The organism is Paraburkholderia sp. JPY465, from assembly GCF_050436725.1.
GTDB classification, from domain to species: Bacteria; Pseudomonadota; Gammaproteobacteria; order Burkholderiales; family Burkholderiaceae; genus Paraburkholderia; species Paraburkholderia youngii.
Genome location: NZ_JBNDMT010000003.1, coordinates 2,251,448 through 2,277,760, shown reverse-complemented (window position 1 = coordinate 2,277,760; position 26,313 = coordinate 2,251,448). Strand labels below are relative to the sequence as shown.

Genomic DNA, 26,313 nt, shown 5'->3' with positions numbered 1-26,313 from the left:
CCAAACGTCAATTATTTGCTTGAAAAACAGGCATTGGGGGCCATGTGGCAATAAGCAGTTCGAGCGAACGGGGCGATTCCGACCGCGCGACCCGGCCAAGGTGCGCTGTCCTTCGCCGCGCAGAAGTCCGCAAAGGGCCATAACACGCCGCCGCCCGCACGCCCACCGCCTCCCCTACGTAACCCCGCTCGATCTTCGCTTTCCGCAACCCGTTAGAATGATTCTTTGCCCAAGGCCCGGTGCCGCCCCTCATGTCCGAACACCATCTGACTGAAGCCGACGATACGCTCGACGAATCCAAATTCATCACGTTCGACGGTTCGCCGTTCAAGCTCTACCAGCCGTATCCGCCCGCCGGCGACCAGCCCACGGCCATCGAGACGCTCGTCGAAGGCGTCGGCGATGGTCTCGCGTTCCAGACGCTGCTCGGCGTGACCGGCTCCGGCAAGACCTTCACGATGGCCAACACGATCGCGCGGCTCGGCCGGCCGGCAATCGTGTTCGCGCCGAACAAGACGCTCGCCGCGCAGCTGTACTCGGAATTCCGCGAGTTCTTTCCGCGCAACGCGGTCGAGTACTTCGTCTCGTACTACGACTACTACCAGCCGGAAGCGTATGTGCCGCAGCGCGATCTGTTCATCGAGAAAGACTCGTCGATCAACGAGCATATCGAGCAGATGCGTCTGTCGGCGACCAAGAGCCTGATGGAGCGGCGCGACGTGGTGATCGTCGCGACGGTCTCGGCGATTTACGGTATCGGCAATCCGTCCGAATACCACCAGATGATCCTCACGCTGCGCACCGGCGACCGGCTCGGCCAGCGCGATGTCATCGCGCGGCTGATCGCGATGCAGTACAGCCGCAACGAAGCCGACTTCCAGCGCGGCTCGTTCCGCGTGCGCGGCGACACGATCGATATCTTCCCGGCCGAGCACGCCGAGATGGCGGTGCGCGTCGAGCTGTTCGACGACGAAGTTGAAACGCTACAGCTGTTCGATCCGCTCACCGGTCGCGTGCGGCAGAAGATTCCGCGCTTTACCGTGTATCCGTCGTCGCACTACGTGACACCGCGCGACACCGTGCTGCGCGCGGTCGAAACGATCAAGGCCGAACTGCGTGAGCGGCTCGAGTTCTTCTATAGCGAAGGCAAGCTCGTCGAGGCGCAGCGGCTCGAGCAGCGCACCCGCTTCGACCTCGAAATGCTGCAGGAGCTCGGATTCTGCAAGGGCATCGAGAACTATTCGCGGCACTTCTCGGGTGCGGCGCCGGGCGAGCCGCCGCCGACGCTCGTCGATTACCTGCCGCCCGACGCGATCATGATGCTCGACGAATCGCACGTGCTGATCGGCCAGCTGAACGGCATGTACAACGGCGACCGCGCGCGCAAGGAAAACCTCGTCGACTACGGCTTCCGGCTGCCGTCGGCGCTCGACAACCGGCCGCTGAAGTTCAACGAGTTCGAGCGCAAGATGCGCCAGGTCGTGTTCGTGTCGGCGACGCCCGCCGATTACGAGAAGAAGACGTCGGGGCAGGTCGCCGAACAGCTGGTGCGCCCGACCGGCCTCGTCGACCCCGAAATCGAGGTGCGGCCGGCACGCAGTCAGGTCGACGATGTGCTCGGCGAGATCAACGAGCGCATCAAGGCCGGCGACCGCGTGCTGGTCACGACGCTGACCAAGCGGATGGCCGAGCAACTCACCGAGTTTCTGGCCGACCATGGCATCAAGGTGCGCTACCTGCACAGCGACATCGACACGGTCGAGCGCGTCGAGATCATCCGCGATCTGCGTCTCGGCGCGTTCGACGTGCTGGTCGGCATCAACCTGCTGCGCGAGGGGCTCGATATTCCCGAGGTGTCGCTGGTCGCGATTCTCGACGCGGACAAGGAAGGCTTCCTGCGCGCGGAGCGTTCGCTGATCCAGACCATCGGCCGGGCGGCGCGTAACGTGAACGGCAAGGCGATCCTGTACGCGGACAACATTACCGACTCGATGCGCCGCGCGATCGATGAAACCGAGCGGCGGCGGGCCAAGCAGATCGCGTTCAATGCCGCGCACGGCATTACGCCGCGTGGGGTCGTGAAACGGATTCGCGACATCATCGACGGCGTGTACAACGTCGACGAAGCACGCGCCGAGTTGAAGGAGCAGCAGACCCGCGCGAAGTTCGAGGATATGTCCGAGAAGCAACTCGCGAAGGAAATCAAGCGCCTCGAAAAGCAGATGATGGAGCACGCGAAGAATCTCGAATTCGAGAAAGCTGCCCAGACCCGCGACCAATTGGCGCTGCTGCGTCAGCGCGTGTTCGGCGCGAACGTCGGCGATCACGTGTCCGGCGTCGACTAATTCACGTTTGCCTCCGCCGCTTTTGTCCACCGTGAAAGGGCGCGGCCGCTCGCCACGCCCTTTCTCATTGGCCAGTACTTAAGCTCCCGTTGGAGCCGTCCCAAGCGGTCACTTTGGCCGTGCCGAATTCCGTCCCACCTTCAGTGACACACAAAGATTTCCTTAAGCGAACCTTAAAACCATGCTGGCATGAGGCCGAGCGCACTAAGAGGTTTGTTCTCGTCAGCGATCGATGATAAACTCAACCAATATTGAGAATGGTTCGCATTTAAATTTACATCTGACTTGCGGCCGCTGTGTTTCAACGAAATCGATTCCAGTCTGATAAAAACGGAGCATCAATGCGGATTTCTTCCTTTGTGCGGGGTGGCGCGGCAGCGGTAGCCGCAGTCGCGGCGCTGTCGGCCTCGGCCGCCGAATATCCGATCGGCAAGCAGCAGATTCAGGGTGGCATGGAAATCGGCGTGGTCTATCTGCAGCCGATCACGATGGAGCCCGAAGGCATGATGCGCAAAGCGTCGGATTCGGACATCCATCTCGAGTCCGACATCCACGCGGTCAAAAACAATCCGACCGGATTCGCCGAAGGCGACTGGATGCCTTATCTGCAGGTGCGCTACGAACTGACGAAGGCCGGCTCGAACCAGCCGTTGAAGGGCGACCTGATGGCGATGGTCGCGAACGACGGTCCGCACTACGGCGACAACGTCAAGCTGCAAGGCCCGGGCAAGTATCACCTGAAGCTGATCGTCGAAGCGCCGATGCAGACGGGCCACATGGCGTTCGGCCGCCACGTCGACAAGGAAACCGGCGTGGGTCCGTGGTTCAAGCCCATCACGCTCGAATACGACTTCACGTTCGCTGGCATCGGCAAGAAGGGCGGTTATTGATCGGCGCGCGGCGCCAACGCGGTCGCTCAACGTATCAGTCAATGCAGCAGACGGCGCGCGGACAGTCGGTGTGATACCCGGCGTCGGGGCGTCGCGTTTTCCGGAAAGGGCAATGGGAATCAACCGAAAGATCACGATGCTTGCCGCCACGTTTTGCCTGGCGGCCACGGCTCACGCAGCCGACCTGCCGACCTTCAAGCTCGAAATGAACGACGGCAAGCTGAACCCGGCCCGTATCGAAGTGCCCGCGGGGCAGCGTATCAAGATCGAAGTGCGTAACACCGGCAAGGGCGCAGCCGAATTCGAAAGCGTGCAGTTGCGCAAAGAGAAGGTGCTGGCGCCGGGCGCCGATTCGTTCGTCGTGATCGCTCCGCTGGCGCCGGGCGAATACAAGTTTTTCGACGACTTTCACCAGCAGGCGCAGGGCGTGATCGTCGCGAAGTAAGCAGTGGTCTCGACCGGCGGCGAGCGCCGCGGCAAGCGGCCGCTGTCGTTCGCGCGAGACAACGGAAGCGGGCAGTAGAAGTATCGAAGGGAGAGCTTGAATGGGTCAGATTCTGTTCATCGTGTGGCGGGAAAGTGTCGAGGCGCTGCTGGTCGTCGGCATCCTGTACGCGTGGTTGAAAAATGGCGACGACGACGCGCGCCGCGGCCTGCCGTACCTGTGGGGCGGCCTGGCGGCCGGCGTAATCGCGGCGGTCGCGCTCGGCGCGGCGCTGGTCGGCTTCACCGAGGTGCTCTCCGGTGACGCGCAGGATTACTTCCAGACCGCGATGGTGCTCATCGCCTGCGTGCTGATCGTGCAGATGGTGCTGTGGATGAAGCAGCACGGCCGCACGCTGAAGCGCGACATGGAACAGTCGCTGCAAAAGAGCAAGCGCGATTCGAACTGGTGGGGTGTCGCGGTGCTGGTCGCACTGGCGATCGCGCGTGAGGGCAGCGAAACCGTGATCTTCCTGTACGGCCTCGGCTTCGGCCAGTCTGGTCATGTCGACGGCAGCCAGATGCTCGCCGTTGCGATCGGGCTTGCGCTCGCGTTCCTGACCTTCTACGTGTTGCAGCTCGGCGGCAAGATCATCTCGTGGCGGCTCTTTTTCCGCGTCACCGAAATCATGCTGCTGTTCCTCGGCGCGGGGCTGTTCCAGACCGGCATCGACAAACTGATCGACAAGGAAATCCTGCCCACGCTCGTCGACCAGCTGTGGAATTCTTCGGCGATCCTCGATGATTCGAGCACCTTCGGTTCGCTCGTCGCGACGCTGACCGGTTACCGTGCGCATCCGGCACTGATGAATCTGCTTGCCTATGCCGTGTACTGGGCGGTCGTTTATCTGCTGGTGCGCCGCGCCACTCGCAAGCCCGCGCAGCAAACAGCAGGGCGCGCGGCATGAGCGCCGTGATGGCTTCGCGGTCGGGCCGCCTCGCGGCGGTCGGCCAGTGGATGCAGCGCCATGGGGCGGTGATTCGTGGCATCCAATGGATCGTGGTCGCGGTATACGCGTTCCTGATCATCGTGCCCGCGCTGATGCCGCTGCCGGACGATACCGCGCACCTTTGGAGCAACCTGACGCTCGCCGCGCAGTTCGTGTTCTGGGGCATCTGGTGGCCGTTCGTGCTGCTGTCGATGGTGATGCTCGGCCGCGTCTGGTGCGGCGTGCTGTGCCCAGAGGGCGCACTTGCCGAATTCGCGAGCAAGTTCGGCCGCGGCCGCGCGATTCCGCACTGGATGCGCTGGGGCGGATGGCCCTTCGTTGCGTTCGGCATCACGACGATCTACGGTCAGATGGTGAGCGTCTACCAGTATCCGAAAGCGGTATTGCTGGTGCTCGGCGGCTCGACTTTCGCAGCCATCGTGATCGGTCTGCTGTACGGACGCGAGAAGCGCGTCTGGTGCAAATACCTGTGCCCCGTCAACGGGGTTTTTTCGCTTCTGGCGCGCCTCGCGCCATTTCACTACAAGGTCGACGAAGACGCGTGGCGCCGTTCATACACGAACGGCGAGCATGGGCACCGGGTGATTCCGATCAACTGCGCGCCGCTCGTGCCGTTGCGCAACATGAAGGGCGCGGCCGACTGCCATATGTGCGGCCGCTGCAGCGGACACCGTGATGCGATCGCGCTGACTTGGCGCAAGCCGTCGACGGAAGTCGTGCAGTTGGGCGACAAAAAGGCGAATCCATGGGACACCGCGTTGATCCTCTACGGCCTGCTCGGCATCGCGATCGGTGCGTTCCACTGGACCGCGTCGCGCTGGTTCATCGACCTGAAGATGTTCGCGGCGACCTGGCTCGTCGACCACGACATCACGTGGCCGCTTGAAACCAACGCCCCGTGGTTCCTGTTCACGCATTACCCCGATCAGAACGACGTGTTCTCGTGGCTCGATGGCTCGCTGCTGATCGGCTACATCCTCGCGACGGCGCTCGTCTATGGCACCGCGCTGCTGCTGTTGCTGGCGGGCGCCACGCGCATGCTCGGGCGCTTCAACACAACGCGGCTGCATCACTTGACGCAGGGGCTGATTCCGATCGCGGGCGCGGGCGTGTTCCTCGGTTTGTCGGCGACGACGCTGTCATTGCTGCGCGCCGAGCACGTGTCGCTGTGGTGGGCATCGGATCTGCGCATCGCGATTCTGGTGATTGCCAGCGCGTGGAGCGCATGGCTCGCGTGGCTCGTCACGCGTCGCTATAGCGAGCGCTTCGTGCAGCGGGCGCTGGCGATGCTGTGGTTCGTCGCGGCGCTGGCGGTCGTCAATAGCGCGTGGTGGCTGATGTTCTGGGGCTGGGCGTCGAAGTAAGTATCTGGCCTGCGTTCGGTGCGAACGCAGGCGCACGCGCAAAGAAAAAGCCGTGGGATGGCAACATCCCACGGCTTTTTCATTTTCATCTCCAGCGATGTGCGCCAGTGCGCGCATCCGCTTTCGAGTGAGAGCCAAAAAAAGGCCTGGCTGGCTGCGACGGCTGGCTTGGTGTCTGCACGAAGGGGTCTAGTTCTCGCGTGCAAGCCGTCGTGGCTGGCTAATGCCTAACACCTCTCGCGGAGGTGGTCCCCACAATACCCAGTACTTACTTCGTTCGCGTTGCGTTGCTACTTCGTCAGGATCAGCTTACCGAGGCGCGTCGCACGTAACCGGTACGTCTCGCCGTTGTGCACGATGCTGATGTGACTATGGCCTTGCAGCAGCGCGTCGCTGCGCACGACCCGTTCCGCCGTCTCGCCCTGGCCGGTGGTGCGTTCCGCGGTGGGCTTCGCCGCGGGCGCGGTCGTCGTCGACGGCTTCGGGCGACTGGTCAGCGCGGCCGCTGAGCGGCGCAGGCTGAGCGTGGTGGAGCGAGTCATATCGGTCATTCGTTTCAGCTTGTTCGTTGATTCGATGGGAGGATTTTAAATGATAACTATTCCTATTTACAAGCTCGTGAAATTGATCGGATTGAACTTTTGATAGCTGAATGAAATGTGCGCCTAAACGACGACCGTGGGGGGCCATCGTGGACATGGCCCCGCGACGGCGCGGGCAGGACGCCCGCGCGGTTTCTCAGTGCAACGGTCCCGGTTCCTGTTTGGTCGCGACGAACTGGCGGATCAGCCGCACCGTATCGATATCGTTCTCGCGATACGCGGACTTGACGATCTCCTGTGTCCGCACGGCGTCCTGATCGGTGGTCGAGACGGGCAGCGTGGTCGCGTACTCGAAGCGCAGGAACAGCTGTAGTTCGTCGGGTTGCTCGATCGTCATCGTCAGTGAGCCGCCGACGTGCTCGGCGGTCGGCAGGATGTCGTAGCGCACGCTGTCGCTTTCCCGCAGCGTGACGCGATCGCGCACGGTGGCCTGGCCGTAGTGCAACTCACGCTCGAGCACATTGCCGTCGCGCGACAGGATCGTGCAGCTGTCGAGACCCATCACGAACAGTTGCGGCTGCTCGGCGCGCAACACGAGACCTTCCCACAACTGCTCGCGGGTCATCGATTCGACGAGGGGATTCAACGGATCGTTGATCTGAATGAGGTGTTCGAAATTCAAGTCGACTGCGTCCTATGAAAATATTGCAATGCCCGTGGCCCGAACGGGCGACGTCCGACCGTCCTATGCATCGTCTGGTGCGCCTGTTAAGCGACGGCGAGCGCGGAGCGGATCGAGATCGTGTGCGTGAGGATCTTGTGCACCGGGCATGCATTGGCAATTTGCAAAAGCCGTTCCCGCTGCTCGTCGGACAGGTCGCCATCGAGCATGATCTGACGGTCGATCGTCGAACCCGCGTCGCCGGTTTCCATCGACAGTTTGACCCGTACGCCCGCGAGCGGCCAGCCTTTGCGCTGCGCATACATCTTCAGCGTGATCGACGTGCACGCGCCGAGGCTCGACAGCAGCAGCGAGACCGGCGTCGGGCCGCGGTCGCCGCCGCCTACCGATTCGGGCTCGTCGGCAATCCATGTGTGCTTGCCGTCGTCGAACACGACCTGAAAATTCGTCGAACCGATGTGGGCGGTGACGGTGGGCTCTGCCATGCGCGCTCCTGTGATAGGAATCATATTGGGTCGCGCGCCGCGGACTGTTGCAATCAACGCGGCCCGCGCGACATGAGCCGATATTGTGACCGAATTTACCGGTGTTCGCGCCCCGAGAGGGACGATCTGGCGGCGCGCGTTAGCCTGTCAATGCGTGATCGCGCCCATCCGCCCGGCCTGATAGTCGACCACCGCCTGACGGATCTCGTCCTCGGTATTCATCACGAACGGGCCATAGCGCACGACCGGCTCCTTCAGCGGCACGCCGCCGAGCAGCAGCACTTCGAGCGGTTCGTCGCCGGCCGTGATCGTCACCGCGTCGCCGTCGTTGGCGAACACGACCATCGTGCGCGCGTCGATGCCGGCGCGCGCCTCGCCTTCGCCATACACGCCCTTGCCGGACAGCCCATACGCGAACACGCGATAGTCGGCCGGCACCGGCTGACGGATCGTCGCGCCGGGCTGCAGCGAGAAATGCTGATACAGGATCGGCGTACGCGTTTCGATCGCGGCCTTGACGCCGAGCGCTTCGCCCGCGATGACCTTGACGCGCACCTGGCCGTCTTCCGACGTCGCGACAGGGATACGTGCCGACGGGATCTCCTGGTAGCGCGGCGCGATCATCTTGTCGCGACGCGGTAGGTTCACCCACAACTGCAAGCCGTGCACGCGGCCGCCGGTGCGCGTGAATTCCGGGTCGGGCATTTCGCTATGCACGACGCCCGCGCCCGCTGTCATCCACTGGACGTCGCCGGCGTGCAGCGTGCCCGAATGGCCCGCCGAGTCCTTGTGGCCGAACTGGCCCTCGAGCACATAGGTGACCGTCTCGAAGCCGCGATGCGGATGATCGGGCGCGCCGATGGCCTCGCCCGGCGCATAGTCGACCGGCCCCATTTCGTCGAGCAGCAGGAACGGATCGAAGTCCATCAGGAGACGCGTCGGAAACGGCCGATGAACGACGAATCCGCCGCCTTCCACCGTGCGAACCGACGGAAACGTGCGTTCGATCGTGCGTGACGTAGTCATCAATATCACCTCGAAAAATGGGGAATAGCATTATTTCTGAAACATGGAGCTATTATAGGGACCGTTTTTCGCGGTGCCAGCCACCCCTCAGCAATGGATTGTTCTGTTCATGGAACGATGAGATGAAGATCGATTCACACAACCTGAACGACCTGATGTACTTTTCGCAGGTCGTCGAACATGGCGGATTTTCGGCCGCCGAGCGGGTGTTGGGCATCTCGAAGTCGCGCCTGTCGCGCCGGCTCACGGAGCTGGAAGCGTCGCTCGGCGTTCGGCTGTTGCAGCGTTCCACTCGCAAGCTCGCGCTGACCGAAGCGGGGCAGCTGTTCTACCAGCACTGTCAGGCGATGCTCAGCGAAGCGCAGGCGGCGGTCAATGTCGTGCAGCAGCTGCGCTCGTCGCCGCGCGGCACGGTGCGCGTCAGCGTGCCGGTCACGATCTCGCAGACGATTCTGTCGACGATCCTGCCGGAATTCATGCACCGCTATCCGGAGGTGCGCGTCGTGATGCGCGTGACCAATCGCGTGGTCGATCTGTTCGAGGATTCGATCGACGTCGCGTTGCGCGTGCGTTCAGATCCGCCGGAGAACGCGAACATCGTCGTGCGGCCGCTGTGGCGCACCGAGCAGATGCTGGTCGGCGCGCCTAGCCTGCTGCAGCAGAATGCGCCGCCGCTGACGCCGGCCGACCTGAACCGCTTCGAAACACTGGACGTACCGACGAGCGACGGCCGCCACGTGTACAACCTGATCTCGCCCGACGGTACGCGCCATGCTCACGAACACGAGCCGCGCCTCGTGACCGCCGACCTGATGACGATTCGAGAGGCGGTGCTCGCCGGTGTCGGCATCGCCGCATTGCCCGAGATGATGTATGGCGCCGCGCTGAGGGCAGGGCTGTTGTCACCGGTGATGCCGGGCTGGAGTTTTCCGACGCCGCAACTTTACGCGGTGTTCGTATCGCGTCAGGGCATGGTGCCGGCGGTGCGCGCGTTCGTCGATTATCTGGTCGAGATGCTCGATCCGGATGAAGGTAAGCACATCATGGGCGAGTGTCCGGCGCACGGCAACAAAACGGTGGCGCAGGCATCGGTTGCGGCGGCGGCTCCGGTTGCGTCGACGGTGGCTTGATAAGAAGCTCGAGGAAACTCAAGAGTCGCACGGTACGCTGCGGGCGCTATCGCGCTTCGCAAATCGCTTTTAGCATTTAAGCGTGGCCTGTTATGGTTACTTTCAATGGCCGTTTGCTTGAATGCGCGCGCGCACAGGAATATAGTGAAATCCCTTTCGCTAAGGAGTCTCCTATGCGAAAACTCATGGCCGCTATCATAGCGGGCCTGATAGGGCTGACCGCGTTGTCCGTGTCGACCACGGCCCTCGCATGCGGTGATAAAAGCTATCAGTCTTCGGCCGATGGCAAATGATCCCGCCGCCCGAAGGCGCCGAGCGCGCACAAAAAAGGCCTTCATCCAACGATGAAGGCCTTTTACTTTTGGGCCGTGTTTCAACATGGTTTTCGCGTGGACGAGCGTTCTGCTTCGAGTGTCACGCTACCCGTTACTTCGCTTTGGGCTGCGTGACGAAACCGATCTTCGTCAGTCCTCCAGCCTGCGCGGCGGACATCACCTGAGCGACCTTCTCGTACGGCACCTTGCGGTCCGCATCGAGATGCAGCTCCGGCTGCGGGCTCGCCTGCGAGGCCGCGGCGATCTTCGCGGCGAGCGCCGCGTCGTCGACCTTAGTGTTGTCCCACAGCACGTTGCCGTCCGCGTCGATCGACACCGTCACCTGCGCGGGCTTCGTGTCTTCCTTCTGACTGCTCGCATGCGGCAGATCGATCTTGACCGCGTGGCGGATCACCGGAATCGTCACCATGAAGACGATCAGCAGAACCAGCATCACGTCGACGAGCGGCGTCATGTTGATTTCGTTCATCAGGCCGTCGTCATCGTCTCCGGCGAAAGGGCTCATTGCCATCGGAATGCCTCGTCGATCAGTTGGCGCGGGTCGCGAGACGCAGGCCGTCGCCGCGCTTGGTCGACGACAGACGGGCACCCGTTACGAAGAACGCATGCAGGCCGTGCGCGAAACGGCTCAGCTTCGCGACGACCGCCTTATTGGCGCGCGTCAGCGCGTTGTAGCCGAGCACCGCCGGAATCGCGACGAACAGACCGAACGCGGTCATGATCAGGGCTTCGCCGACCGGGCCGGCGACCTGGTCGATCGATGACTGGCCGCTCGCGCCGATCGCGAGCAGCGCGTGATAGATGCCCCACACGGTGCCGAACAGGCCGACGAACGGCGCGGTGCTGCCGATCGACGCGAGAATCGCGAGACCGCTCTGCATGCGCGCGACGCTTTCGTCCATCGTGTCTTTCAGGCAGCGCGTGATCCAGTCCGACACGTCCATGCGGTCATGCAGATGCGGCTGCGTCTGGTGATGATGGTCGGCCGCTTCCTGGCCCGACAGCGCGAGTGCGAGGAACGGGTTGTGATGCGGCGTCGAGGCACCGCCGCCGAGCTTCTTCACGCCGTCGGCGAGATCGTCCGAATGCCAGAATGCCTGCTCGGCGTTCTTCGTCAGGCGCTTCAGACGCACCACATTCCAGCCTTTGACGACGATCACGCTCCACGACATCACCGACATGATCAACAGTGCGAGCGCGATACCGCGCGTCACGAAATCCCCTTGCGCCCACACGTGCGCCAATCCGTAGTTTTGCATCGCAATTCCTTGTTTTTGAAAGCTTGCTTCAGTCGGTGAGATTGAAGTTGAAAGGCTGGGTGTACGCGGCCCTGACGGGCTCGCCATTCTCGAGATACGGTTTGCAGGCGCTCGCGCGCACGGCGGCGACGGCCGCGTCGTCGAGACGGCTAAAGCCGCTGCTCTTCTTCAACTCGATGCCTTCGAGCTTGCCGGTCAGGCCGACCACGAAATGGACGTACGCCGTGCCGGCCTCGCCGCGGCGCCGCGACAGCGCGGGGTAGTCCGGATGGGCGATGTTGCAATCGAGATGCGACACGTTCTTTGGCGCGCTGATGTCCATCGTCTGTTTGCCGATCGCGGGCGCTGCCCCGGCGGGCGGCGTCGCTGGTGCGGCAGGCGCGGGCGGTGTCGGATCGGGCGCCGCGACGGGCGTCGGCGACGGCGCAGCGGCCTCGGGCAACGGGGTCGGCGTCGGCTTCGGCGTGGGCGCTGGCTTCGGCTGGACTTTGGGCTTCGTATGGACGGGCGGTGTCGGCTGAGGCGGCGGCGGTGCGATCGATTGCAGCGCGACCGGCGCGGCGACTGGTGCGGGCGGCAGCAGTTCGGCGGTCATCACGCGCGATTCGAGCGCGACCTGCACAGGCTCGTGACGCAGCGTCATGATCACGGCGAGCAGCGCGACGTGAACCACGGCGACCAAGGCGGTGGCCGCCAGTGCGCGGGAATTCGGACGGGTAGACGACGCCAGCGGGGCGCCTGCGGTAACGGGGTGCGGAGCCTGCATGGTCAGTGTGGCAGCGCACCGTTCGGGCGGCGCGGCGGACAGGACATCGTCATGTTCGGAAAATCAGCAGCGAAATGAACAAAGTAGTCACGAAACCAATCAGCAATTCCATCTCGGACTCCTCTCGAAAGGGAGAGCGGGGTAGCTGGCTGGTACGAATCCTGGCTTGCTGACGGCAGTGGGATAACGCGGTACGGCGGACTGTACTGCGGTTGTGTTGCAGATATGCGGCACTCTCAATGTCGCATTAGGCGTTACATTAAACGTGCATGAAGTATAGGGGGCTTTAGGACACACCGACACGGCTTGCACCGCGCCCCGCTAGCTAACTCAAGCTGCCTTGCGCTCGTAGAACGTGACCTGCACAACCTCGGCGACGCTCTGCACCTGCTGATGACGCTCGACCACGCCGCAACGACTCGCGCACACGCCGCTTTGCAGCATCACGTCGCGCACGGATTCCTCGCACTTGCCGCAGCACGAGGCGACGCCAAGTTCAAACTGCAACTCGTCGAACGAGTCGATGCCGTCCGCAATCGAGGAGCGGATTGTGCGGTCGGAAACGGATTTGCAGACACAGACGATCATGGCAGGCGTCATAGCTAACGTTAATGCGAATTATTATCATTTTGTTTGATTCGTTTGGCAAGCGTCCCGTGCGATTTTTTGTAACAAAACCAGCCTCTTAGAATGGATTCCGTCGGAGGAACGGCAGCGGGCGCCCTGATCTAGCTCTACGCGGCGCGGGAATCCGATGCGGCCGTGCGGCGGGACGGTATCGATACCTGCTCGACCACGGCCTCGATCCGAAGCAGTGTGGCGGCCAGTTGCTGCTGATGGATGCCGTCGTCGGTGGAGTAGAAGCTTGGTGGCGGCGTGCTTGCGGCCGGCGGGGCGGCGCGCAGGCCGTGCTGCTCGAGCACGCGTTCGAGCTGGCGCGCGATCGCCACGCTCGTGTCGATCAGCGCGAGCCGCTCGCCGACGATGTCGCGGATCGCCGCGTCGAGAAACGGGTAATGGGTGCAGCCGAGCACCAGCGTATCGGCGCCGGCGTCGAGCATCGGTTGCAGGTAGCTGCGCAGCAGTGCGCGCAGCTCGGCCGAGCCGACGTCGCAGCGCTCGACCGCCTGGACGAGCCCGTGCCCGGGTTGGCACAGAAAGCGGCAATCGGCGGCGTAGCGTTCGAGCAGCCCCTGGAAGCGGGCGCTGCGCAACGTCGCCTGGGTCGCCAGCACGCCGGCGACGCGGCTTTTCGATTGCAGTGCCGCGGGCTTGACGCCCGGTTCGACGCCGATGAGAGGAATCGGCAGCTTTTCGCGCACCAGCGCGATCGACTGCGCGGTCGCCGTATTGCACGCGACCACGAGCGCCTTCGCGCCTCGTGCGGCGAGCCATTCGCCGATGGCTAGCGTGCGGTCGGTGATGAAGTCGTCGTCGCGCTCGCCATAGGGCGCGTACAGAGAATCGGCGACGTACAGCAGCGCCTCGTCAGGCAGTTGCGCGCGCACCGCACGCAGCACCGACAGTCCGCCGAGCCCCGAATCGAAAATACCGATCGGCGCCTGCGACGCGGCGCCAGCGGCAACACTGCGGACAGTCGGGGACGGCGCGGGGACGGGCATAGTGAAGAAAACGAGCGTGACGTGGCGGTCGAAGAAACGGGCGGAGCCAGCGGCGAAGCGCGAGCAGGCGCGCAAGTATATCGCCCACGCGGTACGGTCCGGCGCGAATGCCTGCTGGGCAGGCATTGGGCCGCTACCGCGCGGGATGCTTCAACGTGCCTCGCTCACGACTCGACCGAGCCCATCGCGCTTTGCTGGTAGTTCTGGATACCGACCTTGTCGATCAGATCGAGCTGGGTCTCGAGCCAGTCGATGTGCTCTTCGGTGTCGTCGAGAATCTTCGTGAAGATTTCACGCGAGATGAAATCGCGCACCGATTCGCAGTAGGCAATCGCCTCCTTGCAGGTGCTTTGCGAAACCTGTTCGAGCTTCAGATCGCATTCGAGGATCTCTTTGGTTTCCTCACCGATCAGCAGCTTGTGCAGGTCCTGTAGATTCGGCAGACCGTCGAGCATGAAGATCCGTTCGATCAGCATGTCGGCATGCTTCATTTCGCCGATCGACTCGTCGTACTCGTGCTTGCCGAGCTTGTCGAGGCCCCAGTGGCCGTACATCCGCGCATGCAGGAAGTACTGGTTGATCGCGGTCAGCTCGTTCTTCAGCTGCGCGTTCAGATATTCGATGACCTTCTTGTCGCCTTGCATGTTACTGACCGGTGCACCAAATACTGCCCTGTGCGTTAGAGAGGTATGAATACGCAAACTGATGCAAGGAAGCTGGGCGAGGCAACGCAGGCGCACCTGAGGAAGATGGTGGTGCAAGCGGTGCGTAGCGGCATGACGCGAGTGGAAGCGGCTCGAACGTATGGCGTTAGCCTGCGTGCGGTGGGCAACTGGATGAAGTTGGCACGAGAGGGTGGCTTGAGGGCACTGAGGTCCGGCAAGCGTGGCCGTCGGCACGGAAGCGGCCACCTGACTCATCCACAAGCCGTGAAAATGCGCAAGCTTATCATCGAGCGCATGCCCGACCAGCTTGCGCTGCCGTTCTACCTGTGGACCCGCGAATCGGTGGCAAAGCTGATTGAGCGCGAGTGCGGCGTGAAAGTGTCGAAGTGGACGGCGGGCCGATACCTCAAGGCATGGGGCATGACCGCCCAGAAACCTGTTCGACGCGCGTACGAGAGAAAGGACGAGGAAATCGAGCGCTGGCTGAACGAGGACTATCCGGGCATTGCGAAAGAGGCGAAGCAGGAAGGGGCAACCATCTATTGGGGCGACGAAATGGGCTTGCGCAGCGACCACGTGAGCGGTACCAGCTTTGCCCTGAAGGGCGAAACGCCGGTCGTCAGGGCGACCGGAAAGCGCTTCGGCTGCAACATGATTTCTGCGATCACGAATCGTGGAGAACTGAGCTTTATGGTCTTCGAAGGGACGTTCAAAAACGCGACCTTCATCGATTTCCTGAAACGCCTGCTCAAGCAGGCCACGCGCATGATCTACCTGATCGTCGATGGGCATCCTGTGCACCGGTCCAAAGCAGTCAAGCGGTACGTCGCCGATAACGCTGCACATCTGCGCCTGATCCGGTTGCCGGGGTATTGCCCCGAGCTCAATCCTGACGAGCTGCTCAACCAGGACGTCAAAACCAACGCGCTCGGCAAAAGCCGACCGGCGACCAAGGCGGAACTGATCGGCGCGATCCGGCGACACCTGCATCGCCGACAGAAGGAGCCTCACATGATTCGCAACCTCTTTAAAGAAAAACATGTCCGGTACGCAGCCTGAGAAGAGGCACTATTTGATGCACCAGTCAGTATTTCCTTTTTCGGGGACCTTGAATTTCCAACAACAATAAACGCCATGCCCAAAAAAGCCAAGAATCCGTCACAACTTTTGGCGCCGTTCGCGGCCTCGTACGTGCGGCGCCTTGCGCATGCATGATGCGGCAAAAAAAAGCCGGGACCGCAGCCCCGGCTTTTCGACTGATCCGAGTGGCGTTAATCGCGACTCATTAAGCCGTGGCGACCGGAATCTTGCCGATCTTGGCCTGCCATTCCTTCGGGCCGGTCTGGTGCACGGAGGTGCCGTTCGAATCGACGGCGACCGTGACCGGCATGTCTTGCACGTCGAACTCGTAGATCGCTTCCATGCCGAGGTCTTCGAACGCGAGCACCTTCGCGCTGCGGATCGCCTTCGACACGAGATACGCGGCGCCGCCGACAGCCATCAGATACGCGGCCTTGTGCTTCTTGATCGCCTCGATCGCGACCGGGCCGCGCTCGGCCTTGCCGATCATCGAAATCAGGCCCGTTTGCGCGAGCATCGTCTCGGTGAACTTGTCCATCCGCGTCGCGGTGGTGGGGCCTGCCGGGCCGACCGCTTCGTCGCGCACCGGATCGACCGGGCCGACGTAGTAGATCACGCGGTTGGTGAAATCGACCGGCAGCTTCTCGCCCTTCGCGAGCATGTCGGCAATGCGCTTGTGCGCGGCGTCGCGGCCCGTCAACATCTTGCCCGACAGCAGCAGCGTCTGGCCCGGCTTCCAGCCGGCCACTTCTTCCGGCGTCAGCGTGTTCAGATCGACGCGCTTGCTGGTTTCCGTGTTCGGTTCCCAGTGCACCTTCGGCCATGCGTCGAGCGACGGCGCTTCGAGCCTGGCGACGCCCGAACCGTCGAGCGTGAAGTGCGCGTGGCGGGTCGCCGCGCAGTTCGGGATGATCGCGATCGGCTTGGACGCGGCGTGCGTCGGCGCAGCCATGATCTTGACGTCGAGCACAGTGGAGAGGCCACCGAGACCCTGCGCGCCGATACCGAGCGCGTTGACCTTCTCGTGCAGTTCGACGCGCAGCTCTTCGATCCAGTCCTTCGGGCCGCGTGCGATCACGTCCTGGATGTCGATCGGGTCCATCAGCGATTCCTTCGCCATCACCATCGCTTTCTCAGCGGTGCCGCCGATGCCGATGCCCAGCATGCCCGGCGGGCACCAGCCGGCGCCCATCGTCGGCACGGTCTTCAGAATCCAGTCGACGATCGAGTCCGACGGGTTCAGCATCGCGAACTTCGACTTGTTCTCCGAGCCGCCGCCCTTGGCCGCCACCTGCACGTCGACGGTGTTGCCCGGCACGATCTCGTAGTGGATCACGGCCGGCGTGTTGTCCTTGGTGTTCTTGCGCGCGCCTTCGGGCGGGCTCACGATCGAGGCGCGCAGCACGTTGTCCGGGTTCAGGTAACCGCGGCGCACGCCTTCGTTGATCATGTCGGTGACGCTCATCGTGGCGCCGTCCCAGCGCACGTCCATGCCGACCTTCACGAACACCGTGACGATGCCGGTGTCCTGGCAGATCGGGCGCTTGCCTTCGGCGCACATGCGGCTGTTGGTCAGGATCTGCGCGATCGCGTCTTTCGCTGCCGGGCTCTGTTCGAGCTCGTATGCGCGGCCGAGCGCTTCGATGTAGTCGAGCGGATGGTAGTAGCTGATGTACTGCAGCGAATCAGCGATGCTCTGGATCAGATCTTCCTGTTTGATGACGGTCATGGCTAGCTCAGTGGGGAGGCGCTTGTTGTCGGATCGCAGCGCGTGCGGTCAGTCTTGCGCCTTCAGGGGAGTGGAAACCTTGATGCCGCCCACGGCGTGCAATGCCGCGGGCTCTTCGAAATGCTTGGGATGCGTGTGCGTGGTGAGGCGGTCGACGAGCGCCATCACGAGCGCGGAAACGAGGAACGTGACGTGGATTATCACCTGCCACATGATCGTGTGCGTCGTGTTCTGGTCGGGGCTGATGAAGGTCTTCAGCAGATGGATCGACGAGATGCTGATCAGCGCCATCGACAGCTTTACTTTCAGCACGCCGGCGTTCACGTGATCGAGCCATTCCGGTTCGTCCGGATGGCCGTCGAGGCCCAGGCGCGACACGAACGTTTCATACCCGCCGATGATCACCATGATCAGCAGGTTCGAGATCATCACCACGTCGATCAGGCCCAGCACGACGAGCATGATGCTGGTTTCGTCGAGCTTCATCGCGTCCGACACCAGATGCCAGACTTCCTTCAGGAACAGCACGACGTAGACTGCCTGCGCGACGATCAGCCCGAGATACAGCGGCACCTGCAGCCAACGGCTCATGAAAACGAGGTGGGGCAGCGCGCGCATAGGGCGGCGCGGACGGGCAGAGGCGGGTCGCGAAGCGGACATAGGCAACGGTCAGATGAAGCGGGGGTGATGTAACACGGGCTAGGCGCCGACGGCGGCGCGGGGCGCGGCCATCGAAGGATCGCGAGACTCGCGTCGGGCGCCGTATTGTACAGCGTCGGTCGAATCTGCTGCTCCGCGGCGGGCAGCGCGCCGGCCATACTGGAATTACGATGCGACCGGCGGCACGCTGCGCGCCTTCAGGCTCGCGAGAGCGATACCCGCGACCACGCAGGCAAGCGCGATGCCGTGCGCGAGCGTGGGCCGCTCGCCGAGGAACACGATGCCGTAGAGCGCCGCGGCGACCGGCAGCACCGCGCTGAACACGCCGGCGAGACTGCCTGGCACGTGGCGGATGCCTTTCATCCACAGCCAGAACGAGAAGATGCTCGCCGACAGCCCGTACCACAGCACTAGCATCCAGACGCTCGACGGCACCGCGCGATAGTCGAAATGCGCGAGCGCGCCGGCGCCGAGCGGCAGCATCAGCAACAGGCCGAACAGATGCGTGTACGCGCAGATGTCGATCGGCGCGAGCGTCTGCGTGAGGCGGCGCGACAGGATGACGTACAGCGATTCGCAGCACACGGCGCCGAGCACCATGAAGTTGCCCGCGAGCGAGCCGGTGCCGGCCGTCGCATACGCGCCCGCCTCGCCGTGCGCGACATTGATGACGACGACGCCGACGATCGCCAGCACGATCGATGCGATCGCGCGGCCATCCGGCCGCTCCTTCAGGATCAGCCACGACAGCAGTGCGACGACCGCCGGAATCGTGCTCGTGATCACGCCGGCCGCGACCGCGCTGGTGCGCGCGACGCCGTTGAGCATCAGCAGCGTGAAGCCGAAGGTGCCGAATAGCGCTTGCAAAAACAGGTTGATCCATTCGTCGCGTTTGACGCGGCGCAGTTTTGTCACGCGCAGGAGCGGCCATAGCACGGCCATCGCGATCACGAAACGCAGCAGCGCGAACAGCGGGACGGGAACGAAGGCGACGATCGATTTACCGATTCCGACATTGCTGCCGACCAGCAGCATCGAGGTAATGAGAAGCAGGGCGTAGCGATTCAAGCTGGAATCCGGACGGCTAGTTCAGTTAGCATTGTAAGAGGCCGTGCGACCGGGCGTAAGGGTGCGAAAGCGGGCGACCGGAGGGTGCATTTGGTTCGCATCAGCGGCATGCGATGTGCTGCGGATGAACGTAGAACGGGCGATCTTTTCCGCGCGCATCTCGTCTGATCAACGTGCAAGCACGTCGGTGGCTCGCCCGATCTAAGGGTTTTCGCTTGCAGATCAACACGATGCACGTAAGTGGCCGGTAAGTTGCGGCGCTTATGGTTGAGCCTGACGCGGGTGATGGATCGAGCAGGGCGCCCGCAAGCACGGATGTTGCGATGCCGCACGCACGCGCGTTTGACGGCATTGCGAGGTGGGAGGCAGCGCCGCTCGTGGCGGCTCGAACAGGATAAGGCGCGCGCGCGATGCGCGCCGGTACAGGTTTTTCCGTTTTTCATCTTCACCAAGGGGTTGTCGATGTCTGCGATTGAATCGGTTCTTCAGGAACGCCGCGTTTTTCCGCCCTCCGCTGACACGGCGAAGGGTGCCACGATCTCTGGCATGGACGCGTACCGGGCGCTCGCCGCCGAAGCGGAGCGCGACTACGAAGGCTTTTGGGGGCGTCTTGCGAAGGAGACGCTCAGTTGGCACAAGCCATTTACGAAGGTGCTCGACGAATCGAAGGCGCCGTTCTACACGTGGTTCGAGGACGGCCAGCTGAACGCGTCGTATAACAGCATCGACCGTCACGTCGAGGCGGGCAACGGCGGGCGCGTCGCGATCGTGTTCGAAGCCGACGACGGCACCGTCACCAACGTCACCTATCAGGATCTGCTGCAACGCGTATCGCGCTTCGCGAATGCGCTGAAAAAACGCGGCGTGAAGAAGGGCGATCCGGTCGTCATCTATATGCCGATGTCGATCGAGGCCGTCGTCGCGATGCAGGCATGCGCGCGTATCGGTGCGACGCACTCGGTCGTGTTCGGCGGCTTCTCGTCGAAGTCGCTCAACGAGCGGCTCGTCGACGTCGGCGCGGTCGCGCTGATCACGTCCGACGAACAGATGCGCGGCGGCAAGGCCTTGCCGCTGAAGAGCATCGCCGACGAAGCGCTCGCGCTCGGTGGCTGCGAGAAGGTCAAGAGCGTGATCGTGTACCAGCGCACCGGCGGCAAGGTCGCGTGGGACGCGGCGCGCGACCTGTGGATGCACGAACTCACGCAGGGCGAGTCGGACCAGTGCGCGCCCGAATGGGTCGACGCCGAGCATCCGCTCTTCATCCTCTATACGTCGGGCTCGACCGGCAAGCCGAAGGGCGTGCAGCACAGCACTGGCGGCTATCTGCTGTGGGCCGCGCAAACGCTGAAGTGGACCTTCGACTGGCGTCCCTCCGACGTGTTCTGGTGTACCGCCGACATCGGCTGGATCACCGGCCATAGCTACATCACGTACGGACCGCTGACGCTCGGCGGCACGCAGGTCATGTTCGAAGGCGTACCGACCTATCCGAACGCCGGACGCTTCTGGCAGATGATCGCGAAGCACAAGGTCACGCTGTTCTATACGGCGCCGACGGCGATCCGCTCGCTGATCAAGGCCTCCGAGGCCGACGCGAAAGTGCATCCGAAGAGCTACGACCTGTCGACGTTGCGCATCATCGGCACGGTCGGCGAGCCGATCAATCCGGAAGCGTGGGTGTGGTACTACGAGAACGTCGGCGGCGGCCGTTGTCCGGTCGTCGATACGTGGTGGCAGACCGAAACCGGCGGCCACATGATCGCGCCGATGCCCGGCGCGACGCCGCTCGTGCCGGGTTCGTGCACGCTGCCCCTGCCGGGCATCATGGCCGCGGTCGTCGACGAAACGGGCCAGGACGTGCCGAACGGGCAGGGCGGCATTCTGGTGGTCAAGCGTCCGTGGCCGGCGATGCTGCGCAACGTGTGGGGCGATCCGGACCGCTACAAGAAGAGCTACTTCCCCGAGGAACTCGGCGGCAAGCTCTACCTCGCCGGCGACGGCGCGGTGCGCGACAAGGAAACCGGCTACTTCACGATCATGGGCCGCATCGACGACGTGCTGAATGTGTCGGGCCATCGTCTCGGCACGATGGAGATCGAGTCGGCGCTGGTCGCCAATCCGCTCGTCGCGGAAGCTGCCGTGGTGGGCCGCCCCGATGCGACGACCGGTGAGGCGGTATGCGCGTTCGTCGTGCTCAAGCGTGCGCGTCCGCAAGGCGAAGAGGCCGTCAAGCTCGCGAACGAACTACGCAACTGGGTCGGCAAGGAGATCGGTCCGATCGCGAAACCGAAGGACATCCGCTTCGGCGAGAACCTGCCGAAGACGCGGTCGGGCAAGATCATGCGTCGTCTGTTGCGCTCGCTCGCGAAGGGCGAGGAGATTACGCAGGACGTGTCGACGCTGGAAAACCCGGCGATTCTCGACCAGCTCGGCGAGTCGATTTAAAGCGTTGTAAGCGGGTCCGCTGGACGGCGGCGGTGTGTCGATCGACACACCTGCCGGTGTATCGAGCAGACCCGTCGTTCGAGCGGACGGCCTGCACCATGTCATTGGGCGGACAATCCCAATTGCCTCGCCGTTGCCTTTTTGATACATAGGCGCATGGCCGCGCCGCACCTATCCTCCCATGCCACGTTGAACCCCCCGCCCGAACCGCCTCCGGTCTCGGCGGCGATGGCGCTCGCGCATCGCAAGTACTGGCGCTTCAACCTCGCGCTGATCGCGGTGCTGATGACGCTCGGTTTCTTCGTCTCCTTCGTCGTGCCGTTGCTGGCGCCCGCGCTCGCGCAGGTGCGCGTTGGCGGCTTCAGCCTGCCGTTCTACTTTGGCGCGCAGGGCGCGATCCTGATCTACCTCGCGTTGATCGTCGTCTATATCGTGCTGATGCAGCGCGCCGATCGTCAGTTGCAGCGCGCGTTCGAAGCGGATTCGCAGCGCGATGCCGCAAGCGCTCCCGCCGCGGATTCCACCCGCGGCGCGAACGATGAAGTCAACGTCGGCACGGATGCGCCGGCCGCGCGCGGACGCTGAACCGATGAAGCTCACGCATCGGCTGATCCGCTCGTACACGCTCTATACGCTCGGCTTTCTGCTGTTCGTCTATGTGATGTGGCGCATCGAGCGCAGCACCGGTCCCGGCGTGTGGATCGGCTATGTGTTCCTGTTCGTGCCGATCGCGGTGTATGCGGTGATCGGCGTGCTGTCGCGCACGTCCGATCTGGTCGAATACTACGTGGCCGGGCGGCGCGTGCCGTCGGCGTTCAATGGCATGGCGACCGCGGCCGACTGGCTGTCGGCCGCGTCGTTCATCGGTCTCGCGGGCTCGATCTACGCGACCGGCTACGATGGCCTCGCGTACCTGATGGGCTGGACCGGCGGCTATTGTCTCGTTGCGTTCCTGCTCGCGCCGTATGTGCGCAAGCTGGCGCGCTACACGATTCCCGACTTTCTCGGCACGCGCTATTCGAGCAACGCGGTGCGCGGCCTCGCGGCGCTCGCCGCGATCCTGTGCTCGTTCGTTTATCTGGTCGCCCAGATTCAGGGTGTCGGGCTGATCGCGACGCGCTTTATCGGCGTCGATTTCGCGGTCGGCATTTTCTGCGGGCTCGCGGGCATTCTGGTGTGCTCGTTTCTGGGCGGCATGCGCGCGGTGACGTGGACCCAGGTCGCGCAGTACATCATCCTGATCCTCGCGATGCTGATCCCGGTGTCGATGATCGCCCACAAGGACGGCCTCGGCTGGGTGCCGCAATTCAGCTATGGGCGCCTGATGGAGCGCATGGAAGGGCTCGAGAAACAGGTGCGCGACGCGCCGCTCGAGGAGCGCGTGCGCGACGACTATCGACGCCGTGCCGCGCTGATGCAGATGCGGCTCGATACGCTGCCGCAATCGTTCATCGACGAGAAGCAGCGGCTCACGCAGGAGGTCGGCGATCTGCGCCGCCATAACGGTCCGTTGCGCGAGATCAAGGAACGTGAGCGTGCGCTCGAACAGTTTCCGCGCGATGCCGCCGCTGCCCAGATCGTCTGGAGCCAGAAGCGCGACGACATGCTGATGCGGGCGACCGCCCCGGTGCCAATGCACGAACCGTTTCCTGCTGTCGCCGATGAAGACCGGGGCACGCATGCGCGTAACTTTTTGTCGCTGCTGCTGTGTCTGTCGCTTGGCACGGCGAGCCTGCCGCATATCCTGACGCGCTATAACACGACGACGTCGGTCGCGTCGGCGCGCCGCTCGGTGGGGTGGACGCTCTTTTTCGTCGCGCTGTTCTATCTGACCGTGCCGGTGCTGGCGGTGCTGATCAAGTACGAGATCCTGTCGAATCTGGTCGGCCATCATTTTGCCGATCTGCCGCAGTGGCTGATGCAATGGCGCAAGGTCGAACCGAGCCTGATCAGCCTTGCCGACACGAACGGCGACGGCATCGTGCGCTGGAGCGAGATCCAGATGCAGCCCGATATGGTCGTGCTCGCGGCGCCCGAGATCGCGGGGCTGCCGTATGTGATGTCGGGCTTGATCGCGGCGGGGGCGCTGGCGGCGGCGCTATCGACCGCGGATGGTCTGCTGCTGACGATCGCGAATGCGTTGTCGCACGACGTCTATTACCACATGGTCGATCCGAATGCGTCGAGCCAGCGGCGCGTGACGATCTCGAAGATTCTGCTGCTGGGTGTCGCGCTGTTCGCGTCGTATGTGGCGTCGCTGAATACGGGGAATATTCTGTTTCTGGTCGGCGCGGCGTTTTCGCTGGCGGCGTCGAGTCTGTTTCCGGCGCTGGTGCTCGGCGTGTTCTGGAAACGCACCACGCGCTTCGGCGCGGTGGCGGGGATGGTCGCGGGGCTCGTCGTGTGCATCTACTACATCGTGTCGACGTATCCGTTCTTCACGCAGATGACGGGCTTCACGGGCGCGCGCTGGTTCGGCATCGAGCCGATCAGCTCGGGCGTGTTCGGCGTGCCGGCGGGGTTTCTCGTGGCGATCGGGGTGAGTTTGATCGATCGCAAAGCGGACGCTTATACGATCGCGCTGGTCGACTATATCCGGCATCCGTAGGCGGTTTTCTCGCGGCGTTGGCGGGGGTGTGGCGCACGGCGCGAAGTTTGCTATAATTCGGCTCCCCGCCGGAGAGATGGATGAGCGGTTTAAGTCGCACGCCTGGAAAGCGTGTATAGGTTAATAGCCTATCGGGGGTTCGAATCCCCCTCTCTCCGCCACTTCTGGGATAATCCGCTGATGGAACGGATATCCCTGTCAGTCAAAGAGTTACAGCAGGCTGGTGTGCCAAAATGGTGTGCCAAGATGGTCGCTGACTCGATGCTCTCCCTCTACAGACGCAAGGACGGAAAGTCACCATATTGGTGGCTGAAATTCGTCGTGCCGGAACCATTGCATGCGCAACTTGGCGCGCTGAAGCGCGTGTCCACGGGACATACGGACAAGGTTCTCGCACGCAAGGAAGCGCTGCGTCGGGTTGCCGAGTGGTGTGCGCCCCTCCTTGACCCCGCTCCTCCGACGAACGTATCGCCAGAAAGCGAGTCCGAAGATAGGTTGCTCGAGCCGTTCGTGCGGTCAGTCCTCCTCACCCACGAACTGATTGATGAGCTGTGTCGCGCGCGACGTGAGGCCACGATGTGGAGCAGGGAAGATGACGCGAACGGCGTGTCGTTCGACGGGCTTGAGCAGGTGATAGAGGACAAAACGGGTGTCGAACCAGTGTCAGACAGAGCTGCCTCGCAGAAGCATGACGACCCTGCGCACCGCCCATTGCCGCCCGGCCTAGTCAAGAACACCAAGTTTGATGAACACGTCAGCGAATGGCAGCCCCGTTTGCTGAGCGTCATCGAGCGCGGGCGAAACAGTGATGATTTTGATGACGTGGCCGATGAAGCCGTCGAGTTTGCGGCTGTGCTGGGCTATCGCGTCGGTAGCGACGACCCGTCGTTCGTCGCGTTTGTCCGAAACTTCGCCAGGGCCGACCTACGTGCCTACAAGGCCGTCCAGGGCGACGGCAGTGAAGCGGACGGGTTTGCTGCCGTCGCGCCCGCAGCGGGTTCGCACAAGCTGGACTATCTGTTGACGCAGTGGCGGGCCAATCGAACCCGCAATCTGAAGCCCGGCACGGTCGAGCTGTATGCGTCGCGGTTTCGCGTCTTCGTTGAACATGTGCAAGACATCCCGAGCCGCATCGTGACCCGGACGCATGTAACGCGCTTCCTCGAGGACAGCGTGTACGGCGGCCTGCTCACCGAGAAGACAGCGAACGGCGGCTATCTGCCCGCGCTACGGTCCATTTTCGGCTATGCGCTATCGGTTGAACTTATCGACCAAGACCCCACGCAGGGAATCAGCAAGCCGAAGCTGTCCAAAGCCGAGCGCGCCCAGCAGCAGAAACCGCGTATCCCCTTTTCCGCCGAGCAACTGAACGCCCTATTTTCCTCTGCGTGGTATGCGGGCGCGGCGCGCGATGTCGGGACCAGCACCGCCGTCAAGGGTAATGCCCGGTACTGGGTACCGCTGCTTGAACTGTTGCAGGTCCTGCGGCCAGAGGAAGCATGTCAGCTTGAGGTGACTGATGTCGGGGTTGTGAATGGTACGCACGCATTGCGCGTGGACGAGGTGTTGGAGGAAGTCGACGTCGACGATGGTCGTAGCGCGCTTGAGCGACGAAAGAGTGTCAAGTCTTACGCGTCCAAGAGGTGGCTGCCCGTGCATCAGACTCTTCTGGACTTGGGCTGGGTGGAGTTTGTATCGGCGCGCAAGGCAGAGTCGGCAACGGGCTGGCTGTTTCCCGAGTTGTCTCGTGGCAAGAACAACAGCGATGCGTTCGGCAAACGGTTCAATGATTTTCTTCACAAGCGACTGCGACTTGATGTGGTGCAGTACGGCTTGCGTCATTCGTGGGAAGACGAGCGGAGGCGTGCCATGGCGCATGCTGCCAGCACACACGGCACTTGGCCGCCGGGGATATACTTTGCGATTGCAGGCCGCGCTGCGACCGAGAAAGAAGAGGGTTCCGGAGCAAACTACGGTGAAGGCTACGACCTCGAGGACATGAAGTTTTTTCTGGACCAGTTGCAGTTCAAGGGCGTCATCTGGCCTGCCCGTTGGCCTGAATGGGCAAAATTCTTCGGGCCTGAGGCTGATGCCAGCGCACATCGCTGACGGCTTAGTAGTCGCCCGCTCTTTGGTGGTGCTGGAGGCGGTGAGATTCGACGCCACCGGTTAGGTTGCC

The 26,313-nt window shown here is 63.0% G+C and carries 24 protein-coding genes and 1 tRNA gene; 12 read left to right on the top strand and 13 right to left on the bottom strand.

Annotated features, from left to right (window positions below):
• Positions 1-251: 251 nt before the first annotated feature.
• From uvrB to QFZ94_RS25155, 5 genes are all read left to right on the top strand, one after another.
• Complete coding sequence (uvrB, locus tag QFZ94_RS25175; RefSeq protein WP_368586693.1) at positions 252-2,345, top strand: excinuclease ABC subunit UvrB; 2,094 nt, start codon at positions 252-254, stop codon at positions 2,343-2,345.
• Positions 2,346-2,686: 341 nt separating this feature from the next.
• A complete protein-coding gene (locus QFZ94_RS25170; protein ID WP_410851660.1) occupies positions 2,687-3,235 on the top strand; it encodes an iron transporter in 549 nt (182 codons plus the stop codon).
• 112 nt (positions 3,236-3,347) lie between these two features.
• Positions 3,348-3,680, top strand: a complete 333-nt coding sequence (locus tag QFZ94_RS25165) for a cupredoxin domain-containing protein (RefSeq protein WP_429460340.1) — start codon at positions 3,348-3,350, stop codon at positions 3,678-3,680.
• A 100-nt stretch (positions 3,681-3,780) separates the two neighbouring features.
• Complete coding sequence (locus tag QFZ94_RS25160; RefSeq protein WP_368586695.1) at positions 3,781-4,626, top strand: FTR1 family iron permease; 846 nt, start codon at positions 3,781-3,783, stop codon at positions 4,624-4,626.
• Positions 4,623-6,032 carry a 4Fe-4S binding protein gene (locus QFZ94_RS25155; protein ID WP_429460338.1) on the top strand — a complete coding sequence of 470 codons (1,410 nt, stop codon included), beginning with the start codon at positions 4,623-4,625 and terminating at the stop codon, positions 6,030-6,032. Before QFZ94_RS25160 ends, QFZ94_RS25155 begins: the two co-directional genes overlap by 4 nt.
• A gap of 290 nt (positions 6,033-6,322) precedes the next feature.
• Here the strand turns inward: QFZ94_RS25155 and hemP are convergent, their stop codons facing one another.
• The 4 genes from hemP to QFZ94_RS25135 all read right to left on the bottom strand — a co-directional run bounded on the left by hemP (position 6,323) and on the right by QFZ94_RS25135 (position 8,767).
• Entirely contained in the window at positions 6,323-6,583 is a 261-nt protein-coding gene (hemP, locus tag QFZ94_RS25150) for a hemin uptake protein HemP (protein ID WP_368586697.1), read from the bottom strand.
• 187 nt (positions 6,584-6,770) lie between these two features.
• On the bottom strand, positions 6,771-7,256 hold the full coding sequence (locus QFZ94_RS25145; RefSeq protein ID WP_368586698.1) for an SRPBCC family protein: 486 nt from the start codon (positions 7,254-7,256) through the stop codon (positions 6,771-6,773).
• Between the two features lie 86 nt (positions 7,257-7,342).
• Positions 7,343-7,741, bottom strand: a complete 399-nt coding sequence (locus tag QFZ94_RS25140) for an OsmC family protein (RefSeq protein ID WP_429460335.1) — start codon at positions 7,739-7,741, stop codon at positions 7,343-7,345.
• 147 nt (positions 7,742-7,888) lie between these two features.
• The gene (locus tag QFZ94_RS25135; protein WP_429460333.1) at positions 7,889-8,767 is read right to left on the bottom strand and encodes a pirin family protein; all 879 of its coding nucleotides are present in this window, start codon (positions 8,765-8,767) and stop codon (positions 7,889-7,891) included.
• Between the two features lie 122 nt (positions 8,768-8,889).
• Between QFZ94_RS25135 and QFZ94_RS25130 the strand changes: the two genes are divergently transcribed.
• A complete protein-coding gene (locus QFZ94_RS25130) occupies positions 8,890-9,897 on the top strand; it encodes a LysR family transcriptional regulator (protein WP_176123511.1) in 1,008 nt (335 codons plus the stop codon).
• Positions 9,898-10,323: 426 nt separating this feature from the next.
• On the opposite strand, the gene QFZ94_RS25125 is transcribed toward QFZ94_RS25130, so the two are convergent.
• From QFZ94_RS25125 to bfr, 6 genes are all read right to left on the bottom strand, one after another.
• Complete coding sequence (locus tag QFZ94_RS25125) at positions 10,324-10,743, bottom strand: ExbD/TolR family protein (protein WP_368586700.1); 420 nt, start codon at positions 10,741-10,743, stop codon at positions 10,324-10,326.
• Between the two features lie 16 nt (positions 10,744-10,759).
• On the bottom strand, positions 10,760-11,491 hold the full coding sequence (locus tag QFZ94_RS25120; protein ID WP_429460331.1) for a MotA/TolQ/ExbB proton channel family protein: 732 nt from the start codon (positions 11,489-11,491) through the stop codon (positions 10,760-10,762).
• A 28-nt stretch (positions 11,492-11,519) separates the two neighbouring features.
• Positions 11,520-12,257, bottom strand: a complete 738-nt coding sequence (locus tag QFZ94_RS25115; protein WP_429460328.1) for an energy transducer TonB — start codon at positions 12,255-12,257, stop codon at positions 11,520-11,522.
• Between the two features lie 330 nt (positions 12,258-12,587).
• The gene (locus QFZ94_RS25110; protein WP_026228088.1) at positions 12,588-12,845 is read right to left on the bottom strand and encodes a (2Fe-2S)-binding protein; all 258 of its coding nucleotides are present in this window, start codon (positions 12,843-12,845) and stop codon (positions 12,588-12,590) included.
• A 146-nt stretch (positions 12,846-12,991) separates the two neighbouring features.
• Positions 12,992-13,879, bottom strand: a complete 888-nt coding sequence (murI, locus tag QFZ94_RS25105; protein WP_429460326.1) for a glutamate racemase — start codon at positions 13,877-13,879, stop codon at positions 12,992-12,994.
• Between the two features lie 164 nt (positions 13,880-14,043).
• Positions 14,044-14,523 (bottom strand): bacterioferritin, encoded by a 480-nt coding sequence (bfr, locus tag QFZ94_RS25100; RefSeq protein ID WP_013089002.1) that lies wholly within the window; start codon positions 14,521-14,523, stop codon positions 14,044-14,046.
• A gap of 45 nt (positions 14,524-14,568) precedes the next feature.
• Between bfr and QFZ94_RS25095 the strand changes: the two genes are divergently transcribed.
• Complete coding sequence (locus QFZ94_RS25095; protein WP_429455271.1) at positions 14,569-15,603, top strand: IS630 family transposase; 1,035 nt, start codon at positions 14,569-14,571, stop codon at positions 15,601-15,603.
• A 226-nt stretch (positions 15,604-15,829) separates the two neighbouring features.
• On the opposite strand, the gene QFZ94_RS25090 is transcribed toward QFZ94_RS25095, so the two are convergent.
• The 3 genes from QFZ94_RS25090 to QFZ94_RS25080 form a co-directional block, all read right to left on the bottom strand.
• Positions 15,830-17,353 carry a fumarate hydratase gene (locus QFZ94_RS25090; RefSeq protein ID WP_184138591.1) on the bottom strand — a complete coding sequence of 508 codons (1,524 nt, stop codon included), beginning with the start codon at positions 17,351-17,353 and terminating at the stop codon, positions 15,830-15,832.
• A 48-nt stretch (positions 17,354-17,401) separates the two neighbouring features.
• A complete protein-coding gene (locus QFZ94_RS25085) occupies positions 17,402-17,971 on the bottom strand; it encodes a TIGR00645 family protein (RefSeq protein WP_217709947.1) in 570 nt (189 codons plus the stop codon).
• Between the two features lie 207 nt (positions 17,972-18,178).
• The gene (locus QFZ94_RS25080; protein ID WP_410851652.1) at positions 18,179-19,081 is read right to left on the bottom strand and encodes a DMT family transporter; all 903 of its coding nucleotides are present in this window, start codon (positions 19,079-19,081) and stop codon (positions 18,179-18,181) included.
• Between the two features lie 462 nt (positions 19,082-19,543).
• On the opposite strand from QFZ94_RS25080, the gene acs reads away from it, so the two are divergent.
• The 5 genes from acs (at position 19,544) to QFZ94_RS25055 (ending at position 26,243) form a co-directional block, all read left to right on the top strand.
• Positions 19,544-21,526, top strand: coding sequence for an acetate--CoA ligase (gene acs, locus QFZ94_RS25075; RefSeq protein WP_429460323.1), 1,983 nt, complete (start codon positions 19,544-19,546; stop codon positions 21,524-21,526).
• A 156-nt stretch (positions 21,527-21,682) separates the two neighbouring features.
• Positions 21,683-22,111, top strand: coding sequence for a DUF4212 domain-containing protein (locus tag QFZ94_RS25070; RefSeq protein ID WP_368586706.1), 429 nt, complete (start codon positions 21,683-21,685; stop codon positions 22,109-22,111).
• Between the two features lie 4 nt (positions 22,112-22,115).
• Positions 22,116-24,134 carry a sodium:solute symporter family protein gene (locus tag QFZ94_RS25065; RefSeq protein WP_429460321.1) on the top strand — a complete coding sequence of 673 codons (2,019 nt, stop codon included), beginning with the start codon at positions 22,116-22,118 and terminating at the stop codon, positions 24,132-24,134.
• Positions 24,135-24,204: 70 nt separating this feature from the next.
• Positions 24,205-24,295 (top strand) — tRNA-Ser (locus QFZ94_RS25060).
• A gap of 19 nt (positions 24,296-24,314) precedes the next feature.
• The gene (locus QFZ94_RS25055) at positions 24,315-26,243 is read left to right on the top strand and encodes a hypothetical protein (RefSeq protein ID WP_429460319.1); all 1,929 of its coding nucleotides are present in this window, start codon (positions 24,315-24,317) and stop codon (positions 26,241-26,243) included.
• The last annotated feature ends 70 nt before the right edge of the window (positions 26,244-26,313 follow it).

Excerpts from the sequence above, each read along its gene's own strand:
- QFZ94_RS25135 (WP_429460333.1), bottom strand. The coding sequence starts at position 8,767 with ATGACTACGTCACGCACGATCGAACGCACGTTTCCGTCGGTTCGCACG.
- QFZ94_RS25155 (WP_429460338.1), top strand. The coding sequence starts at position 4,623 with ATGAGCGCCGTGATGGCTTCGCGGTCGGGCCGCCTCGCGGCGGTCGGC.
- QFZ94_RS25165 (WP_429460340.1), top strand. The coding sequence starts at position 3,348 with ATGGGAATCAACCGAAAGATCACGATGCTTGCCGCCACGTTTTGCCTG.
- QFZ94_RS25170 (WP_410851660.1), top strand. The coding sequence starts at position 2,687 with ATGCGGATTTCTTCCTTTGTGCGGGGTGGCGCGGCAGCGGTAGCCGCA.
- acs (WP_429460323.1), top strand. The coding sequence starts at position 19,544 with ATGTCTGCGATTGAATCGGTTCTTCAGGAACGCCGCGTTTTTCCGCCC.
- QFZ94_RS25110 (WP_026228088.1), bottom strand. The coding sequence starts at position 12,845 with ATGATCGTCTGTGTCTGCAAATCCGTTTCCGACCGCACAATCCGCTCC.
- hemP (WP_368586697.1), bottom strand. The coding sequence starts at position 6,583 with ATGACCGATATGACTCGCTCCACCACGCTCAGCCTGCGCCGCTCAGCG.
- QFZ94_RS25085 (WP_217709947.1), bottom strand. The coding sequence starts at position 17,971 with ATGCGCGCGCTGCCCCACCTCGTTTTCATGAGCCGTTGGCTGCAGGTG.
- QFZ94_RS25130 (WP_176123511.1), top strand. The coding sequence starts at position 8,890 with ATGAAGATCGATTCACACAACCTGAACGACCTGATGTACTTTTCGCAG.
- QFZ94_RS25140 (WP_429460335.1), bottom strand. The coding sequence starts at position 7,741 with ATGGCAGAGCCCACCGTCACCGCCCACATCGGTTCGACGAATTTTCAG.
- QFZ94_RS25160 (WP_368586695.1), top strand. The coding sequence starts at position 3,781 with ATGGGTCAGATTCTGTTCATCGTGTGGCGGGAAAGTGTCGAGGCGCTG.
- murI (WP_429460326.1), bottom strand. The coding sequence starts at position 13,879 with ATGCCCGTCCCCGCGCCGTCCCCGACTGTCCGCAGTGTTGCCGCTGGC.
- QFZ94_RS25065 (WP_429460321.1), top strand. The coding sequence starts at position 22,116 with ATGAAGCTCACGCATCGGCTGATCCGCTCGTACACGCTCTATACGCTC.
- QFZ94_RS25090 (WP_184138591.1), bottom strand. The coding sequence starts at position 17,353 with ATGACCGTCATCAAACAGGAAGATCTGATCCAGAGCATCGCTGATTCG.
- QFZ94_RS25120 (WP_429460331.1), bottom strand. The coding sequence starts at position 11,491 with ATGCAAAACTACGGATTGGCGCACGTGTGGGCGCAAGGGGATTTCGTG.
- QFZ94_RS25055 (WP_429460319.1), top strand. The coding sequence starts at position 24,315 with ATGGAACGGATATCCCTGTCAGTCAAAGAGTTACAGCAGGCTGGTGTG.
- uvrB (WP_368586693.1), top strand. The coding sequence starts at position 252 with ATGTCCGAACACCATCTGACTGAAGCCGACGATACGCTCGACGAATCC.
- QFZ94_RS25115 (WP_429460328.1), bottom strand. The coding sequence starts at position 12,257 with ATGCAGGCTCCGCACCCCGTTACCGCAGGCGCCCCGCTGGCGTCGTCT.
- QFZ94_RS25070 (WP_368586706.1), top strand. The coding sequence starts at position 21,683 with ATGGCCGCGCCGCACCTATCCTCCCATGCCACGTTGAACCCCCCGCCC.
- QFZ94_RS25095 (WP_429455271.1), top strand. The coding sequence starts at position 14,569 with ATGAATACGCAAACTGATGCAAGGAAGCTGGGCGAGGCAACGCAGGCG.
- QFZ94_RS25125 (WP_368586700.1), bottom strand. The coding sequence starts at position 10,743 with ATGGCAATGAGCCCTTTCGCCGGAGACGATGACGACGGCCTGATGAAC.
- bfr (WP_013089002.1), bottom strand. The coding sequence starts at position 14,523 with ATGCAAGGCGACAAGAAGGTCATCGAATATCTGAACGCGCAGCTGAAG.